This window comes from Sphingopyxis indica (genome assembly GCF_032879645.1).
GTDB classification, from domain to species: Bacteria; Pseudomonadota; Alphaproteobacteria; order Sphingomonadales; family Sphingomonadaceae; genus Sphingopyxis; species Sphingopyxis indica.
The window spans coordinates 1,313,183-1,331,758 of the sequence record NZ_CP076394.1 but is presented as its reverse complement, the minus strand read 5'-3'; the positions used below and the strand labels follow the sequence as shown (position 1 = coordinate 1,331,758).

Genomic DNA, 18,576 nt, shown 5'->3' with positions numbered 1-18,576 from the left:
CCGGCAAAGTCAATCGCGCGAGGCGGCGATCCGGTCCAATGCTGCGTGATCGCGGATCGTCAGGCGATTATAGTCGGTCGCGATCAGCCCCGCCTCCTCGAAGCCGCGCAGCAGCTTGTTGACGCTCTGACGCGTAATGCCGAGCATCGCGCCGAGTTGCTCCTGCGGCAGCCGCAGGCCGACCTCGGTTCCTTCCTTCCCCTCGATGCCGTGAATGCGCGCAAGGTCGACGATCGTCGCGGCCATCCGCTGTTCGAGCGACCCCAATTGCTGATCGTTGAGCAGGCGCAGACTGTCCCCCTGCCGCGCGCACATGAACAGCGCGATACTGCGCCACAGCATCGGCTGGGCGTCGAGGATCGCGATCAGGCGTGCTGCGGGCAGGTGCAGCAGCGTCGTGTCGCTATAGGCGCGGTAGGTGAAGTGGATCGGCTGCCGGTCGAGCAGCCGGACCAGCGCCAGCACACTGTGCGCGCCGCTGACACTCAGCACATATTTGCGCCCCGAAGCCGAAACGCGGCTGATCTCGATTTCGCCGGCGGCGATCACGAACGCCTCGCGCCGTTCGGGATCACGCGCGAAGATTTCGGCACCGCGGGCATGATGCTCGACGCGCGCGATCGCGGCGAGCCTTGCCAGCGCGCCCTCATCCCAATCGGCGAAGGGCGGGCAAAGACGCAGCGCGGCAAGGCGGGCATCGCCGTTCCAGCCTCCTTTGCCGCCCACCATCTTCGCTTCCGTGGTCATCGCTGCCCCTCCCGCAACCTAGATCCTCTTTGACTGAATAAGCCGTGTGCTCCCGCGAAGGCGGGAGCCCATCTCCCGACAGCCCAATCTTGAACCGGTCGGAGATGGGTCCCCGCCTTCGCGGGGACACACGAACCTTTGCAAGCGCCTTACTCAAAGTTGAGTATGCTCTAAATCGCTGCCCCGAAAAATCCCAAGCGATTGTCGGCGCGGCGACAGACGGGCGCCGCCGTGGGCGCTACCGCGAACGCCAACACGAAGGGAGACGGGAAGAATGACGAAGTTTCTGGCCCTGCTGGCGCTCGCCGCCGGCTTGCTGTCGGCGCCCGCGCAGGCGGCACCGGTGAGCGAGGACGAAGCCTATGCGATCGGGCTCGACGCCTACACCTACGCTTATCCGATGGTGCTGATGGAGGTGTCGCGCCGCGTTCTCACCAACGCGGGTTCGCCGGGGCGCCCGCGCGCGCCGATGAACCATTTCGCGCATATGCGGACCTATCCCGATGCCGGCTTCAAGGAGGTCGTGCGACCGAACGCCGATACGCTCTATTCGACGCTCTGGTTCGATGTCGGCAAGGAGCCGCTGGTCATCACCATGCCGAACACCGCCGGACGCTATCATGTCGTGCCGATCATGGACATGTGGACCGAGGTGTTCGCGACGCTCGGCACGCGCACGACGGGCAACGAGGGCGGCAGCTTTGCGGTCGTCGGGCCGCATTGGCAGGGCGAACTGCCCGCCGGGATGCGGATGGTGCGCAGTCCGACCGGCAATGGCTGGATCATCGGCCGCATCCAGACCAACGGCGCGCCCGACTATGACCATGTCCACGGACTTCAGGCGGGCTACGCCGCGGCGCCGCTGTCGTCGTGGGGCCAACAGCAGCCAGCCGGCAAAGCGTCCCTGGAGCCCGATCCCTCGATCGACATGGCGACCCCGCCCGTCGAGCAGCTCGCGCAAATGAGCCCCGCCGCCTTCTATTCGCTCTTTGCCGAAACGCTGAAGCGCAACCCGCCGCACGCGACCGACTATGCGATCCTGCTGCGCATGGAGCGCGTCGGGCTGGTTCCCGGCAAGAGCTTCGACCTCGCTGCGGTCGATCCCGCGGTGCAGCGCGGCCTGTCGCGCGCCGCCGCCGACGCCTATCGCCGGATCGTCGACAACCGGACGCGCGTGCGGCTGACCGCCAATGGCTGGGTTGCGCTCGGCAACGCGCTTGGCGTCTATGGCAATGACTATCTGCGGCGCGCCTTCATCGCCTATGCGGGCCTCGGCGCCCTGCCGCCGGAGGAAGCCATCTATCCGATGGCGCCGTTCGACGCCGACGGCAAACCGCTCAACGGCGCCTCGCGCTATGTGCTGCATTTCGACAAGGAGCAGATTCCGCCGGCCGATGCCTTCTGGTCGCTTACCATGTATGGCGCCGACCAATTTTTCGCCGCCAATCCACTGGGCCGCTTCGCGATCGGCGACCGCGACGAGCTGAACTTCAACGCCGATGGTTCGCTCGACCTCTATATCCAGCATGATTCGCCGGGGGCCGGCAAGGAAGCGAACTGGCTGCCCGCCCCCACCGGGCCGTTCACGATGAACCTGCGGCTCTACCTGCCCCGACGCGAAGCGCTCGACGGCCGCTGGACGCCGCCGGCGATCCGGAAAGCGCCCTGACATATAAGGCGACGGCCTCCTTCACCGGAGGCCGTCTTCGCTGCAACGGCGTAACGCCATATTCCCTGGGCCTTCTGTCAGATAAGTCCTGCCAGCGGGCTCGACGGATCGGCATAGCGCCGCTGGCCCATACGCCCCGCGAGATAGGCGTCGCGTCCGGCCTCAACCGCCTGCTTCATCGCCCGCGCCATGCGGACGGGGTCTTTCGCCTCGGCGATGGCGGTATTCATCAGCACGCCGTCGCAGCCGAGTTCCATAGCCACTGCCGCGTCGCTCGCGGTGCCGACCCCCGCATCGACGAGAACGGGAACCGAAGCGCCCTCGACGATCAGGCGGATCGTTACGCGGTTCTGGATACCGAGCCCCGATCCGATCGGCGCGCCCAGCGGCATGATCGCCACCGCCCCCGCATCCTCGAGCTGCTTCGCGGCGATCGGGTCGTCGACGCAATAGACCATCGGCAGGAAACCCTCCTTGGCCAGCGTCTCGGTCGCGGTCAGCGTTTCGCGCATATTCGGGTAGAGCGTCTTCGCCTCGCCGAGCACTTCGAGCTTCACCAGGTCCCAGCCCCCCGCTTCGCGCGCCAGCCGCAGCGTGCGGATCGCATCGTCGGCGTTGAAGCAGCCGGCGGTGTTGGGCAGGTATGTGACCTTCCTGGGATCGATATAGTCGGTCAGCATCGGCGCACCCGGGTCCGACACATTGACGCGGCGCACCGCGACCGTGACGATCTCCGCGCCCGACGCCGCGACCGCCGCCGCATTCTGCTCGAAATCCTTATATTTGCCGGTGCCTACGATCAGCCGCGACGAAAAGCTCCGCCCGGCAACGCTCCATTGGTCGGTCAACAACCGCCTCCTACGAAATGAACGATCTCGAGCGCGTCGCCCTCGGCGAGCGCGACGTCGGCCAGTGTCGAGCGCGGCACGATCGCGCGGTTGCACTCGACCGCGACCTTCTTCACGTCGAGCCCGAGCGACGCGACGAGGTCGGCGATGCTGCCTTCGCGCACCTGTCTCGGTTCGCCGTTGAGGATGATCGCGATCACCGCCTGCGCCCTTCTTTGCCTTTTGCCGAGCAGCCCATATAGGGGGAGTGCGCCACCTAGCAACCGAAAGCCCGGACATTGCCCGAACTTCCCGTCGTCTTCGTCCTCTCCGGCCCCAACCTCAATCTCCTCGGCACCCGCGAGCCGGAAATTTACGGCCACGATACGCTGGACGAGATTCATGCGCGCCTCGCGGAAAAGGCGGCCGGCCTCGGCCTCCGCGTCGACTGCCGCCAGTCGAACCACGAGGGCGTGCTGATCGACTGGCTGCACGAAGCGCATTTCGCGGGCGCGAAGGCGGTGCTGCTCAATGCCGGCGGCTATACGCACACGTCGATCGCGCTTCACGACGCGATCAAGTCGATCAAGGTGCCGGTGATCGAGGTGCATCTTTCGGACCCGATGACACGCGAACCCTTTCGGCATGTCAGTTATGTCGGTATGGCGGCGGCGGCACATTTTGCGGGGCATGGCGCGGGCAGCTATATGCTGGCGCTGGACGCCGCCGCGCGACTCTGACAAGAGGGCGCGATCGAAAACAGGGGTCGAGCGCCACCAAGGCGCCGCAACAGCAGGAATTATCACATGGGTGACCATAAAGAGCAGGGTATCAACATCGATCCGGCCTTCGTCCGCGCGCTTGCGGAACTGCTCGACGATACCGGGCTCTCCGAAATCGAGGTCGAAGACGGCGAGCGCAAGGTGCGCGTCGCGCGGGCGCTGACCGCCGCTGCGCCCGCGCCGATCGCCGTTGCCCCGGCGCTTCCGGCCGCCGCGCCGCCCGCCGCTGCTGCTCCTGCTGCCCCCGCCGCAGCGGCGCCCGCGGCCGAGGCCTTTCCCGATGCCGTCAAGTCGCCGATGGTCGGCACCGTCTATCTCGCCCCCGAACCCGGCGCGCCCAATTTCGCGAGCGCCGGCGCCGCGGTGAAGGAAGGCGACACGATCCTGATCATCGAGGCGATGAAGGTGATGAACCCGATCACCGCGCCCAAATCGGGCACGCTCAAGGCCCTGCATGTCGAGAACAGCCAGCCGGTCGAATATGACCAGCCGCTGTTCACCATCGACTGAGGGCGAGTCCGATGACCATTGAAAAGCTCCTGATCGCCAACCGCGGCGAGATCGCGCTGCGCATCCATCGCGCGGCGCATGAAATGGGCATCAAGACGGTCGCGGTCCACTCGACCGCCGACGCCGACGCGATGCACGTCCGCCTTGCCGACGAGGCCGTGTGCATCGGTCCGCCGGCGGCGAAGGACAGCTATCTCAACATCCCCGCGATCATTTCGGCTGCCGAAGTGACCGGCGCCGACGCGATCCATCCCGGCTACGGTTTCCTTTCGGAAAATGCGCGCTTCGCCGAGATTATCGAGGCGCACGACATCGTTTTCGTCGGCCCCAAGCCCGAGCATATCCGTACCATGGGCGACAAGGTCGAGGCAAAGCGCACCGCGGTCGAACTCGGCCTGCCCGTGGTTCCGGGCTCGCCGGGCGCGGTCACCTTTGGCGCGGAGACGAAAAGACTTGCCGAAGAGATCGGCTATCCGGTGCTCATCAAGGCGGCGTCGGGCGGCGGCGGCCGCGGCATGAAGGTCGTGCCCGACGCGGCGAGCCTCGAAAGCCTGATGGGTCAGGCGGCGAGCGAAGCGGCCGCGGCTTTCGGCGATTCGACCGTCTATATGGAGAAATATCTCGGCAACCCGCGCCATATCGAATTTCAGGTGTTCGGCGACGGTAACGGCAATGCCATCCACCTCGGCGAGCGCGACTGCTCGCTGCAGCGCCGCCACCAGAAGGTGCTCGAGGAAGCCCCCTCGCCCGTCATCTCGGCCGAGGAACGCGCGCGCATGGGCGGCATCTGCGCCGATGCGATGGCGAAGATGGGCTATCGCGGCGCGGGGACGATCGAGTTCCTGTGGGAAAATGGCGAATTCTTCTTCATCGAGATGAACACCCGCATCCAGGTCGAGCATCCGGTGACCGAGATGATCACCGGCTTCGACCTCGTGCGCGAACAGATCCGCATCGCCGATGGGCGCGGGTTGTCGGTCGCGCAGGAAGACCTCGAATTCCGCGGTCATGCCATCGAATGCCGGATCAATGCCGAAGACCCGCGCAGCTTCATGCCTTCGCCGGGCAAGGTCACCGCCTATCACCCCGCGGGCGGTATGCACGTCCGCGTCGATAGCGGGCTTTACGCGGGCTATTCGATCCCGCCCTATTACGACAGCATGATCGGCAAGCTGATCGTCTATGGCCGCACGCGCGAAAGCTGCATGATGCGCATGCGCCGTGCGCTCGAGGAAATGGTCGTCGGGGGCGTAAAGACCAACATCCCGCTCCACCAGGCCTTGCTCGCCGATCCCGACGTGATCGACGGCAACTACACGATCAAATGGCTCGAGGAATGGCTCGCAAAGCAGGATGCCGAAGCAAAGGAATAGGCGGCTTTCCTAACGCTTCGGCGGCGTTCCGCCGCCTTCCAAACCCCTCGGAACTCGGCTATGGCAAGATCATGGCCCTAATCTCCCCCCGTTTCGCGCCCGCAGCGGCGCTCCTCCTTCCGCTCGCGCTTGCGGGCGCCCCCTCATTTGCGCAGACCGCGCCTACGGACGTCAAAGAGGATTCGGTCGTCCTCCAGCCCGACAAGGTCGCCGACGATGCGCCGGTCGTCGAAACGCTGGCCGAAGCCAATCTGCCGAGCTGGAGCGAGGATAATGCCCGCGCGCTGCTGACCTTCATTCAGCATGTCGGCGAGGAAGGCCTTTTCCCGCAGGACTACAACCCCCAAGGCCTGCAGGCGGCGATCGCGAGCGGCAATCAGGTCGAACTCGACAAGGCGGCGACCGACGCCTTCCTGCTGCTCGCGACGCATCTGCGCGACGGACGCACGCCCAATGCGGCGCGCAAGCAATGGTTCATGGACGACACCGATTCCGACAGCACGCCGCTGATCCCGTTGCTCGATTATGCGCTGACCGCGAACGACGTCGCGATGACGCTCGCCGGCCTCGACCCGGTCCATCCGAATTTCGCGCTGCTCAAGGCGGCGCTCGCCACCGCGAAAACGCCTGCGGACGAGAATATCATTCGCGTCAACATGGAGCGCTGGCGCTGGATGCCGCGTGACCTCGGCGACGGCTATGTCGTCACCAACGTTCCCGAATATCTGACCCGCGTCGTGCGGAACGGCACGGTCATCGCGACGCACAAGGCAGTCGTCGGCAAGCCCTCGACCCCGACGCCGCAGCTCAACCCTATGGCGACCGGCGTGATCCTCAACCCGACCTGGACCCTGCCGCGCAGCATCATCGCCGAGGGCATCGGCGCGACGATCGCGCACAATCCCGCCTCGGCGCGGCGTCAGGGCTATACGTGGAGCGGCAGCGGCAAGACGCTGTCGGTCGTTCAGCAGCCCGGTCCCGGCAACGCGCTCGGCGTGATGAAGCTCGAAATGCTCAACCCGCACGCCATCTATCTGCACGACACGCCGTCGAAGGGCGCGTTCAACGCCGAGAAGCGCGCCTTCAGCCACGGCTGCATCCGCACCGAAAAGGCGCTCCATTTCTCCGGCCTGATGGCGGTGATGTTCGCGGGCGCGACGCCCGAGGAGTTCGGCGAAGTCGTCGCGAGCGGCAAGACCACCCGCTTCGAATTCGAACAGCCCTTCCCGGTCTATGTCGCCTATTGGACCATGGTTCCCGACGACAAGGGCGGCGTGAAGAAACTCGCCGACCTATACGGCCGCGATGCACCGGTCGTCGCCAGCTTTGCCGAAAGGGGCCGTCCGACCGCGGTGCTCATCTCGCCCACGCCGCCGCCGGTCGTGCCGACGACGACGACCGCGGCGCGCCAGCCGACGCCGAAGACGCCGAGCGCAGAGGCTCCGGGGATGTCGGGAATCTACTGAGGCGAGGAGCGCATCGACCGATTGCGGTCGATAGACGACATTCTGCCTCACACAACGTCGTCATTCCCGCGAAAGCGGGAATCCAGAGCGTGCGTCGGCTAACCCACACTGGATTCCCGCGTTCGCGGGAATGACGAAGATGGGGAACGGCGGTTCTCTGTCTCCAACCGGCCCGCCGCCTCCCCCATCGCCCATAGAAAAAGCCCCGCCGGATCGCTCCGGCGGGGCTTTATTCGGTCAGGCCTGAGGTCCGGCGAGGATTATTCCTCGTCGCCGCCTTCGGGGCGCTCCTCGACCATCACATCGTCGGTCGTGAAGTCCTCGCCCTGCACGGCACCCAGCGGATCGTCGCCGATCGCGGCATCGGGACCCTGCTGCAACTCGGCTTCATGCTCCTCGGCGGCCGTCTCGGGCGCGATCAGATGCGCTTCGGTCGCGGCGCGCATGGCGGCGCGCAGCGCGGCATCCTTGCTCGACGCAGTGACGCGGACGCGGTTCATGGCAGCGCCGGTGCCCGCCGGGATCAGGCGGCCGACGATGACATTTTCCTTGAGGCCCATCAGCGAGTCGACCTTGCCCTGCACCGACGCTTCGGTGAGCACGCGGGTCGTTTCCTGGAAGGACGCCGCCGAGACGAAGCTGCGGGTCTGCAGCGACGCCTTGGTGATGCCGAGGAGGACCGGGCGGCCTTCCGCGGGCTTGCCATTCTTCGGCAGCTTGGCGTTATATTCCATCATCTCCAGATAATCGAGCTGTTCGCCCGGCAGCAGCGTGGTGTCGCCGCCGTCGGTGATCTCGACCTTCTGCAGCATCTGGCGAACGATCACCTCGATGTGCTTGTCGTTGATCTTCACGCCCTGCAACCGGTAGACTTCCTGGATCTCGGCCACGAGGAACTCGGCGAGCGCCTCGACCCCCATGACGTCGAGAATGTCGTGCGGGTTCGGCGAGCCCGAGATCAGCGCGTCGCCGCGCTTCACATAGTCGCCTTCCTGCACTTCCAGAACTTTCGACTTGGGGATCAGATACTCGACCGGATCGCCCTCTTCCGGAACGATCGCGATCTTGCGCTTCGCCTTGTAATCCTTGACGAACTCAATGCGGCCGCTGATCTTTGCGATGACCGAATTATCCTTCGGCACGCGCGCCTCGAACAGCTCGGCAACACGCGGCAGACCGCCGGTGATGTCGCGCGTCTTCGATGCCTCGCGGCTGACGCGCGCCAGCACGTCGCCCGCCTGCACTTCCTGACCGTCCTCGACCGAGATCATCGTGCCGACCGCGAGCAGATAGCGCGCGGCTTCGCCCGACGCATCGTCGAGCAGGGTCAGGCGCGGCTGAAGATCTTCCTTCTTGCCGCGGCCGGTGGCGCGATATTCGGTCACGACGCGCTGCGCGATGCCGGTCGCTTCGTCGACCTGCTCGGTCAGCGTCTTCGCATCGACCAGATCCTGATATTTCACGACACCCGGCTTTTCGGTGATCAGCGGCATGGTGAACGGATCCCATTCGGCAATCCGGTCGCCCTTCTTCACCTTCTCGCCGTCCTTGTGCATGATCTGCGCACCATAGGGCAGCTTGTGGGTCGCGCGCTCGCGGCCCTCGGCGTCGATGATCGCAATCTCGCCCGAACGCGACAGCGCCAGGCGACGGCCGCGCTGATCGACGATCGTTTCCATGTCGCGATATTCGATCGTGCCGTCCGAAATCGCTTCGAGGTTCGACTGCTCGTTGACCTGCGCCGCGCCGCCGATGTGGAAGGTCCGCATCGTCAGCTGCGTGCCGGGCTCACCGATCGACTGCGCCGCGATGACGCCGACGGCTTCGCCGATGTTCACCGGCGTGCCGCGTGCGAGGTCGCGGCCATAGCATTTGCCGCAAACGCCCATCGTCGCTTCGCAGACCAGCGGCGAGCGGATCTTGACCGCCTGCACTTCGGCCTCCTCGATCTTCGCGACCGTCGCTTCGTCGAGCAGCGTGCCGACCGGCGCGAGGACATTGCCCTCGGCATCGGTGACGTCCTCGAGCGTCGTGCGGCCGAGGATGCGCTCGCCGAGCGAAGCGATCACGCTGCCGCCCTGCACGATCGCGCGCATTTCCATGCCACGGGTCGTGCCGCAATCCTCTTCGATCACGACGCAGTCCTGCGACACGTCGACGAGGCGGCGGGTCAGATAGCCCGAGTTCGCCGTCTTGAGCGCCGTGTCGGCCAGACCCTTACGCGCGCCGTGGGTCGAGTTGAAATATTCGAGAACCGTCAGGCCCTCCTTGAAGTTCGAGATGATCGGCGTTTCGATGATCTCGCCCGACGGCTTGGCCATCAGGCCGCGCATACCCGCGAGCTGCTTCATCTGCGCCTGCGAACCACGCGCACCCGAATGCGCCATCATATAGATGGAGTTGATCGGGGCGAGACGGCCGTCGTCGAGCTTCGGCGTCGCACGGATTTCGTCCATCATCGCGTTCGCGACCTTGTCGCCGCACTGCGACCAGGCGTCGATCGCCTTATTATACTTCTCCTGCTGCGTGATCAGGCCGTCCTGATACTGCTGCTCGAAATCCTTCACGAGCGCGCGCGTATCGTCGACGAGCTTCTCCTTCGCCGCGGGGATGATCATGTCGTCCTTGCCGAAGGAAATGCCCGCCTTGAACGCGTGACGGAAGCCCAGACCCATGATCGCGTCGGCAAAGAGAACGGTCTCTTTCTGGCCGGTGTGGCGATAGACCTGGTCGATGACGTCGCCGATTTCCTTCTTGGTGAGCAGGCGGTTGACGACGTCGAAGGGCACGGTGTGCGACTTCGGCAGGCATTCGCCGATCAGCATGCGGCCCGGGGTGGTCTCGAACCGCTTCAGATACTCGTTGCCCTCTTCGTCGGTCTGCGGGACGCGGCTGATGACCTTGGTATGCAGCGTGACCGCGCCCGTATAGAGCGCCTGATGCACTTCGGCCATGTCGGCGAGCAGCATGCCTTCGCCCGGCTCGCCTTCGCGCTCGAGCGACAGATAATAGAGACCGAGGACCATGTCCTGCGACGGGACGATGATCGGCTTGCCGTTCGCGGGGCTGAGGATGTTGTTGGTCGACATCATCAGCACGCGCGCTTCGAGCTGCGCCTCAAGGCTCAGCGGGACGTGGACGGCCATCTGGTCACCGTCGAAGTCGGCGTTGAACGCGGCGCAGACCAGCGGGTGCAGCTGGATCGCCTTGCCCTCGATCAGCACCGGCTCGAACGCCTGGATGCCCAGGCGGTGGAGCGTCGGCGCGCGGTTGAGCAGGACCGGGTGCTCGCGAATGACTTCGTCGAGAATGTCCCAGACTTCCTTGCGTTCCTTCTCGACCCACTTCTTCGCCTGCTTCAGGGTCATCGACAGACCCTTGGCGTCGAGGCGGGCGTAGATGAACGGCTTGAACAGTTCGAGCGCCATCTTCTTCGGCAGACCGCACTGGTGCAGCTTGAGTTCCGGACCGGTCACGATGACCGAGCGGCCCGAATAGTCGACGCGCTTGCCGAGCAGGTTCTGGCGGAAGCGGCCCTGCTTGCCCTTGAGCATGTCGGACAGCGATTTGAGCGGACGCTTGTTCGCGCCGGTGATCGTGCGGCCGCGGCGGCCGTTGTCGAACAGCGCGTCGACGGCTTCCTGCAACATGCGCTTCTCGTTGCGGACGATGATGTCCGGCGCGCGCAGCTCCATCAACCTCTTGAGACGATTGTTGCGGTTGATGACGCGGCGATAGAGGTCGTTGAGGTCCGACGTCGCGAAGCGGCCGCCGTCGAGCGGCACCAGCGGGCGCAGCTCGGGCGGGATGACCGGGATCACCTCGAGGATCATCCATTCGGGGCGGTTGCCCGATTCGATGAACGATTCCACGACCTTGAGGCGCTTGATGATCTTCTTGGGCTTGAGCTCCGACTTGGTCGTCGCCAGCTCTTCCATCAGGTCGGTGCGCTCTTGCTCGAGATCGAGATTTTCGAGCAGCACGCGGATCGCCTCGGCGCCGATGCCGGCCGAGAAAGCGTCCTCGCCATATTCATCCTGCGCGTCGAGCAGTTCGTCCTCGGTGAGGAGCTGGAACTTCTCGAGCGGCGTCAGGCCGGGTTCGAGGACGATATAGGCCTCGAAATAAAGGACGCGCTCGAGCTGCTTCAATTGCATGTCGAGCAGCAGGCCGATGCGGCTCGGCAGCGACTTCAGGAACCAGATGTGCGCGACGGGCGCGGCGAGCTCGATGTGACCCATGCGCTCGCGGCGCACTTTGGTCACCGTGACTTCGACACCGCACTTCTCGCAGACGATGCCCTTGTATTTCATGCGCTTATACTTGCCGCACAGGCATTCATAATCCTTGATCGGGCCAAAGATGCGCGCGCAGAACAGGCCGTCACGCTCGGGCTTGAACGTGCGGTAGTTGATCGTTTCGGGCTTCTTGATCTCGCCGAACGACCACGAGCGGATGCGCTCGGGGCTCGCGATGCCGATCTTGATCATGTCGAAGGTTTCGGGCTTCGCGACCGGGTTCATGAAGTTGGTAAGCTGGTTCATTTATCTGCTCCACTCTTCCCCTCCCGCCGCGGGCGGGAGGGGTGAGGAAAAATCATTCGGCGGCTTCGGGAAGGGCGTCCGGACCTTCGTCGTCTTCGTCCGAATAGGACGATAGCTCGACGTTGAGGCCCAGCGAGCGCATTTCCTTGACGAGCACGTTGAAGCTTTCGGGAATGCCGGCCTCGAAGGTGTCGTCGCCCTTGACGATCGCTTCGTAAACCTTGGTGCGGCCGATCACGTCGTCCGACTTCACCGTCAGCATTTCCTGGAGCGTGTACGCCGCGCCATAGGCCTGGAGCGCCCAGACCTCCATCTCACCGAAGCGCTGGCCGCCGAACTGCGCCTTACCGCCCAGCGGCTGCTGGGTGACGAGGCTGTACGGGCCGATCGAGCGCGCGTGGATCTTGTCGTCGACGAGGTGATGGAGCTTCAGGATATACATATATCCCACCGTCACCTTGCGGTCGAAGCGGTCGCCGGTGCGGCCGTCGTAGAGATCGACCTGACCCGAGCGGTCGAGCCCGGCGCGCTCGAGCATCGCCGACACATCGCCTTCGCGCGCACCGTCGAACACCGGCGTCGCGAACGGCACGCCGAGCTTCAGATGCTCGGCCATATCGACGATCTGCTCGCTCGTCCGCGCCTTGATGTCGTCGGCATAATCGTCGCCATAGGCGTCGAGCAGCGCCTCGCGCACCGCCTCGGGCGGCGCGCCCGCTTCGGGCTCGGGGTTCGCCGCGCGCCAATCCTCGAGCGCGGCCGTGATCCGCTGGCCGAAGCCGCGCGATGCCCAGCCGAGGTGCGTTTCGAGGATCTGACCGACGTTCATGCGGCTCGGCACGCCCAGCGGGTTGAGCACGACGTCGACGGGAGTGCCGTCTTCGAGGAAGGGCATGTCTTCCTGCGGCAGGATGCGGCTGATGATGCCCTTGTTGCCGTGACGGCCCGCCATCTTGTCGCCCGACTGGAGCTTGCGCTTGATGGCGACGAAGACCTTGACCATCTTGAGCACGCCCGGCGCGAGTTCGTCGCCGCGCTGCAGCTTTTCGACGCGATCTTCATATTTCGCGTTGATGCGCTTGATCGCCTCGTCATACTGCGCCTTGATCGCTTCCAACGCGGCCTGCGCCTTGTCGTCGACGACGGCGAGCTTCCACCAGTCGGCGCGGTCGAGATCGGCGAGCTGCTCTTCGGTCAGCGTCTCGCCCTTCTTCATGCCCTTCGGCACCGCGCTGGTGGTCTGGCCGACCAGCAGTTCCTTGAGGCTGGAGAAGGTCGCGCGGTTGAGGATCGAGCGTTCGTCGTCGGCGTCCTGCTTCAGACGTTCGATTTCCTCGCGTTCGATCGCGATCGCGCGCTCGTCCTTGTCGATGCCGTGACGGTTGAAGACGCGGACCTCGACGACGGTGCCCGACACGCCCGGCGGCAGGCGCAGCGAGGTGTCGCGCACGTCGCTCGCCTTTTCACCGAAGATCGCGCGGAGCAGCTTTTCTTCGGGCGTCATCGGGCTTTCGCCCTTCGGCGTGATCTTGCCGCAGAGGATGTCGCCGGGGCCGACCTCGGCGCCGATATAGACGATGCCCGCTTCGTCGAGGTTGCGAAGGGCCTCTTCGCCGACGTTCGGAATGTCGCGGGTGATGTCCTCCGGCCCAAGGCGCGTGTCGCGCGCGGTGACCTCGAACTCCTCGATGTGGATCGAGGTGAAGACGTCGTCCTTCACGATGCGTTCGGAAATGAGGATCGAGTCCTCATAGTTGTAGCCGTTCCACGGCATGAACGCGACGAGCACATTCTTGCCGAGCGCCAGTTCGCCGAGTTCGGTCGAGGGACCGTCGGCGATGATGTCGCCCGCCCGGATCACGTCGCCCACCTTCACCAGCGGACGCTGGTTGACGCAGGTGTTCTGGTTCGAGCGCTGGAACTTCTGCAGGCGATAGATGTCGACGCCCGACTTGCCCGGTTCGACCAGATCGGTCGCGCGGATGACGATACGCGTCGCATCGACCTGATCGACGATGCCGCCGCGGCGCGCCGCGATGGCCGCGCCCGAGTCGCGTGCGACCGTGCCTTCCATGCCCGTGCCGACGACCGGCGCCTCGGCGCGCAGCAGCGGCACCGCCTGGCGCTGCATGTTCGAGCCCATCAGCGCGCGGTTGGCGTCGTCGTTCTCGAGGAAGGGAATCAGCGAGGCCGCGACCGAAACGAGCTGCTTCGGCGACACGTCCATCAGCGTGATCTGCTCGCGCGGCGCCATCAGGAACTCGCCGCCTTCGCGCGCCGAGATCAGCTCCTCGGCGAAGCTGCCGTCGGGGTTCAAATCGGCGTTCGCCTGCGCGACGGTGTGCTTCTGCTCTTCCATCGCCGACAGATAGACGACTTCGCTCGTCACCTTGCCATCGACGACGCGGCGGTACGGCGTTTCGATGAAGCCATATTTGTTGACGCGGGCAAAGGTCGCGAGGCTGTTGATCAGGCCGATGTTCGGGCCTTCGGGCGTTTCGATCGGACAGATGCGGCCATAGTGGGTCGGGTGAACGTCGCGGACTTCGAAGCCCGCGCGCTCGCGCGTCAGGCCGCCCGGCCCGAGCGCCGAAACGCGGCGCTTGTGCGTCACTTCGGACAAGGGGTTGGTCTGGTCCATGAACTGCGAGAGCTGCGACGAGCCGAAGAATTCGCGCACCGCGGCGACTGCGGGCTTCGCGTTGATCAGGTCGTTCGGCATCACGGTCGACACGTCGACCGAGCTCATGCGCTCCTTGACCGCGCGCTCCATGCGCAAGAGGCCGACGCGATACTGATTCTCGAGCAGCTCGCCGACCGAGCGGACGCGGCGGTTGCCGAGATTGTCGATGTCGTCGATCTCGCCCTTGCCGTCCTTCAGGTTCACCAGTTCCTTGACCACGGCGAGGATGTCCTCGCTGCGCAGCGTCGTCACCGTATCCTCGGCGTCGAGGCCGAGGCGCATGTTGAGCTTGACGCGGCCCACCGCCGACAGGTCGTAGCGTTCGGCGTCGAAGAACAGGCCGTCGAACAGCGCTTCGGCGGTCTCGCGCGTCGGCGGTTCGCCGGGGCGCATCACGCGGTAGATGTCCGAAAGCGCCTGGTCGCGGTCCTCGGCCTTGTCGGCCTTCAACGTGTTGCGGATCCACGGACCGGTGTTGTTGTGGTCGATGTCGAGCAGCACCAGCTTGTCGATGCCGGCGGCGTCCATCTTTTCCAGATTTTCGGCGGTCACCTCGTCGCCGGCTTCGATGTAAATCTCGCCGGTCGCCTCGTTGATCAGGTCATAGGCCGAATAGCGGCCGAAGATTTCCTCGGTCGGGATCAGCAACGTGTCGAGCCCGTCCTTCGCCGCCTTGTTGGCGAGGCGCGGGCTGATCTTGTGGCCCGCGGCGAAGACGACTTCGCCGGTCTTGGCATCGACGACGTCGAAGGTCGGCTTTGCGCCGCGCCAGTTTTCAGCGACGAAGGGAACCTTCCAGCCGTTTTCGGCGCGCTCGAAGACGAGGCGGTCGTAGAAGAAGTTGAGGATTTCCTCGCTCGACATGCCAAGCGCATAGAGCAGGCTCGTCACCGGCAGCTTGCGCTTGCGGTCGATGCGGACGTTGACGATGTCCTTGGCGTCGAATTCGAAATCGAGCCACGAGCCGCGATAGGGGATCACGCGCGCGGCAAAGAGATATTTGCCCGACGAGTGCGTCTTGCCGCGGTCATGGTCGAACAGCACACCCGGCGAACGGTGCATCTGGCTGACGATGACACGCTCGGTGCCGTTGATGAAGAAGGTGCCGTTCTCGGTCATGAGCGGCATGTCGCCCATGTAGACGTCCTGCTCCTTGATATCGAGGACGCTGCGGGTGTCGGTTTCGCTGTCGACCTCGAAGACGATCAGGCGCAGCGTGACCTTCATCGGCGCCGCATAGGTAATGCCGCGCTGACGGCATTCCTCGACGTCATATTTGGGGTCTTCGAGTTCGTAATGAACGAAGTCGAGCTCGGCGGTGCCGGCGAAGTCGCGGATCGGGAAAACGCTGCGCAGCGTCTTTTCGAGGCCCGAAACATAGCCGACCGAGGGGTCGGACCGCAGGAATTGTTCGTAGGATTCGCGCTGCACCTCGATGAGGTTGGGCATTTCCACGGCTTCGTGAATGTCGCCGAACAGCTTGCGGATACGCTTCTTCGCGGTTGCTTCGAGGGCCTTGCCCACCGACGTCGCCTTGGTCGCCATATGTGATTGTCTCGCCTGCAAAAATCCAAAATCGCGGGAGCGCTAGAGACGCAAAAAGGCCGCAAGCAACCGTTGCCGGTTTACCGCAGCTTCATCACGCATCCCGAAATCCCCGACGCCCCATTCATGGAACCCGCTGCGCAAAGTCGGGTCCGTCCCGGACGGAAGGGTGTGACCGCCATATAGGATTGCCGTCGCCGCCTGTCAATTGCACCCTCCCCGCCCGCGCGCGAATCCCTTCATCGGACGAAACGCCCGGCCGCCCTCCCTGCAAGCAACGCGCGTGCCAATCGCCAACCAATTGGCTCCGGGTCCAACGGTTCGTCGCGCATATGGCACGGCTCGGCAGCATTTGATTAGCCATCCAAGGGGTCTGTGCGTTCAGACCGTGAACGCAATTCCCGTTTCATTCCTCAAGGAGACTTTTCGCGATGCGAAAGATCGCAGTTTTGCTTACCTCGGTTTCCCTCGGCCTCGCCGCCGTCGCGGCCGCGCCCACGATGGCAGCGGCGCAGGACGCAGCCGGTCCCAATCTGACCGCCGGCACCACCGTCTATGACAGCGAAGGCACCGAAATCGGTCCCATTTCGAGCGTGAGCGGCAGCAATATCGTCGTCACCATGAACGGCAAGCCCGTCACGCTTCCCGCCAACGCTTTCACCCAGGGCGACAAGGGTCCGGCGATCACGATCACGCTGGCGCAGCTCACCGCCGCGATCGACAAGGCGGCCGCCGACAATGCCGCGGCGCTGACCTCGGCGCTCCAGCCGGGCGCGGACATCCGCAGCGCGGGCGGCACCGCCATCCTCGGCAAGGTGAAGCTCGTCGACGCGACCGGCGTCGTCGTCACCACGCCGACCGGCGAGGTGAAGGTGCCGAAGAACGCTTTTTTCGTCTCGCAGCAGGGCCTCGCCACCAGCTTCACCGCCGAGCAGTTCGCCTCGGCGGTCGCGCAGGCGAACCAGGCTTCGGCCGCCGATGACGCGGCGGTCGCGGCGGCGCTGAAGCCCGGCGTCGAGGTGCGCAGCATCAACGGCGCCGCGGTGCTCGGCACCGTGAAGTCGTTCGACAACGCCAATGTCGTGATCGCGACGGCGAGCGGCGACGTCGCGCTGCCGCGCAGCGCCTTCAACATGGGCGCGAGCGGCATCGTCGCCGCCTATACGCCCGAACAGTTCGCGGCCGCCGTCGCGCAAGCGACCGGCGCACCGGCTCCGGCTGCCGAAACGGCAGCAGGCGATACGTCGGCGGCGGAAGCGCCGGCGAACTAAGGCTGGATTTTCGACCCGAAATCCGGGCGCGGAAACGAGAGTTTCCGCGCCCTTTTTGCGTCTCGTGGTTTAGAGCAAATTGCGCGAAATCTGAATCATCCGCATCCCCGAGCGAAGACGAGGGGCTCGTTCGAGCGGAGCGAGAACCGCAGCGTCGCCGCTCGGGGAGACGGTGCAGATTTCCGGCACGATGCTCTAGAATCGCATGGCGGCCTCACAAGACGCATCGCCCCCACCGAGGTGATGCGCCAGATGCGCGGGTTCAGGCCGAAGCGGTGCAGAATCTCACGCAAAGACACAAAGAGGGTGCGCCATTGTGCAAGCGCTCCTTGGCCGTCGCAAGCGATGAAAGAGGGAAATGCGCTTCGCGCGGGATAGCGGGCTAGGCTTGTTTGCTAGCGCACCCTCTTTGTGTCTTTGTGTGAGATTTCTGAAACGGTGAAAGGTCTGCCCGGCATACCGAGCGCACGCTACCCGGCGCTCCTCAATCCACCCCGCCGAAGGTCAGGCCGACGACGCGCTCGACCATCGCTTCGTCCCAGTCGACGCGGCGGTCGAGGATCAGCATCGCCAGGCCATGCACCAGCGCCCAGGCATGAAGCGCCGCGGTATCGACCGGGCCGGCGGGAAAAACCTCGCCGACGCCCGCGCGTAGCAGATTATAAGCGACCTCGCCGCCGTCGCTCGCGTCGCCCCCGCCCTTGCGCTCGGGCATCTGGCGCGTGAAGCTGAGGCGGAAGAGCGCCGGTTCGTCGTGCGCGAAGCGAACATAGGCGACGCCGGTCGCCTTGAACCCCGCGCGGCCGCCACCGGCCTTCAGCCACGCCTGCGCCTGCAACGCCCCCAATCGCCGCAACCCTTCGTCGGCGAGCGCGTCGAGCAGCGCCTCCTTGTCGGGAAAATGCCGATAGAGCGCGGTCGCGCTGACCCCGACGTCGCGCGCCAGCGCACGCAGCCCGAGTTCGCCGCTGTCGCCCCCGGCAAGCCGCGCCAGCCCCGCCGCGATTACCGCAGCGCGCAGGTCGCCATGATGATAGGCGCGCGCGTCCCTCGCTCCGGAATTTTCCATGTTGACACTGTTATCTTTGCTCGCCATCATGTTTCCACTGTAAACATACCGAGTCGCCGAAGCAAGCCCGGGCCTCCCCTCCCCCCGGCA

Annotated in this window: 12 protein-coding genes; 6 read left to right on the top strand and 6 right to left on the bottom strand. The window is 65.1% G+C overall.

The features are described 5' to 3' along the window. Nucleotides 1–9: 9 nt before the first annotated feature. Nucleotides 10–747, bottom strand: a complete 738-nt coding sequence (locus KNJ79_RS06330) for a Crp/Fnr family transcriptional regulator (RefSeq protein ID WP_317153253.1) — start codon at nt 745–747, stop codon at nt 10–12. Nucleotides 748–1,021: 274 nt separating this feature from the next. Here KNJ79_RS06330 and KNJ79_RS06325 point away from each other — a divergent pair, with 274 nt between their 5' ends. Beyond that, nucleotides 1,022–2,416, top strand: coding sequence for a DUF1254 domain-containing protein (locus tag KNJ79_RS06325; RefSeq protein ID WP_317153252.1), 1,395 nt, complete (start codon nt 1,022–1,024; stop codon nt 2,414–2,416). A 77-nt stretch (nt 2,417–2,493) separates the two neighbouring features. Here KNJ79_RS06325 and KNJ79_RS06320 read toward each other — a convergent pair whose 3' ends face one another. Together KNJ79_RS06320 and thiS are read right to left on the bottom strand one after the other, a co-directional pair. Beyond that, nucleotides 2,494–3,264 carry a thiazole synthase gene (locus tag KNJ79_RS06320; RefSeq protein ID WP_317153251.1) on the bottom strand — a complete coding sequence of 257 codons (771 nt, stop codon included), beginning with the start codon at nt 3,262–3,264 and terminating at the stop codon, nt 2,494–2,496. Beyond that, entirely contained in the window at nt 3,261–3,464 is a 204-nt protein-coding gene (gene thiS, locus KNJ79_RS06315) for a sulfur carrier protein ThiS (protein ID WP_170935380.1), read from the bottom strand. Before thiS ends, KNJ79_RS06320 begins: the two co-directional genes overlap by 4 nt. Nucleotides 3,465–3,542: 78 nt before the next feature. On the opposite strand from thiS, the gene KNJ79_RS06310 reads away from it, so the two are divergent. From KNJ79_RS06310 to KNJ79_RS06295, 4 genes are all read left to right on the top strand, one after another. Further along, on the top strand, nt 3,543–3,983 hold the full coding sequence (locus KNJ79_RS06310; protein WP_089214032.1) for a type II 3-dehydroquinate dehydratase: 441 nt from the start codon (nt 3,543–3,545) through the stop codon (nt 3,981–3,983). Between the two features lie 66 nt (nt 3,984–4,049). Then, nucleotides 4,050–4,535, top strand: a complete 486-nt coding sequence (accB, locus tag KNJ79_RS06305) for an acetyl-CoA carboxylase biotin carboxyl carrier protein (protein ID WP_089214031.1) — start codon at nt 4,050–4,052, stop codon at nt 4,533–4,535. Nucleotides 4,536–4,546: 11 nt separating this feature from the next. Next, nucleotides 4,547–5,908: an acetyl-CoA carboxylase biotin carboxylase subunit gene (gene accC, locus KNJ79_RS06300; RefSeq protein ID WP_317153250.1), complete on the top strand. Its 1,362-nt coding sequence runs from the start codon at nt 4,547–4,549 to the stop codon at nt 5,906–5,908. 71 nt (nt 5,909–5,979) lie between these two features. Next, a complete protein-coding gene (locus KNJ79_RS06295) occupies nt 5,980–7,374 on the top strand; it encodes a L,D-transpeptidase scaffold domain-containing protein (RefSeq protein WP_317153249.1) in 1,395 nt (464 codons plus the stop codon). Between the two features lie 260 nt (nt 7,375–7,634). Here the strand turns inward: KNJ79_RS06295 and rpoC are convergent, their stop codons facing one another. Together rpoC and rpoB are read right to left on the bottom strand one after the other, a co-directional pair. Next, nucleotides 7,635–11,918: a DNA-directed RNA polymerase subunit beta' gene (gene rpoC, locus KNJ79_RS06290; protein ID WP_089215017.1), complete on the bottom strand. Its 4,284-nt coding sequence runs from the start codon at nt 11,916–11,918 to the stop codon at nt 7,635–7,637. Nucleotides 11,919–11,970: 52 nt separating this feature from the next. Then, nucleotides 11,971–16,146, bottom strand: a complete 4,176-nt coding sequence (gene rpoB / locus KNJ79_RS06285) for a DNA-directed RNA polymerase subunit beta (RefSeq protein WP_317153248.1) — start codon at nt 16,144–16,146, stop codon at nt 11,971–11,973. 431 nt (nt 16,147–16,577) lie between these two features. Here rpoB and KNJ79_RS06280 point away from each other — a divergent pair, with 431 nt between their 5' ends. Then, a complete protein-coding gene (locus KNJ79_RS06280) occupies nt 16,578–17,417 on the top strand; it encodes a hypothetical protein (protein WP_317153247.1) in 840 nt (279 codons plus the stop codon). Nucleotides 17,418–17,901: 484 nt separating this feature from the next. Here KNJ79_RS06280 and KNJ79_RS06275 read toward each other — a convergent pair whose 3' ends face one another. Beyond that, entirely contained in the window at nt 17,902–18,516 is a 615-nt protein-coding gene (locus KNJ79_RS06275) for a TetR/AcrR family transcriptional regulator (protein WP_317153246.1), read from the bottom strand. Nucleotides 18,517–18,576: the final 60 nt, after the last annotated feature.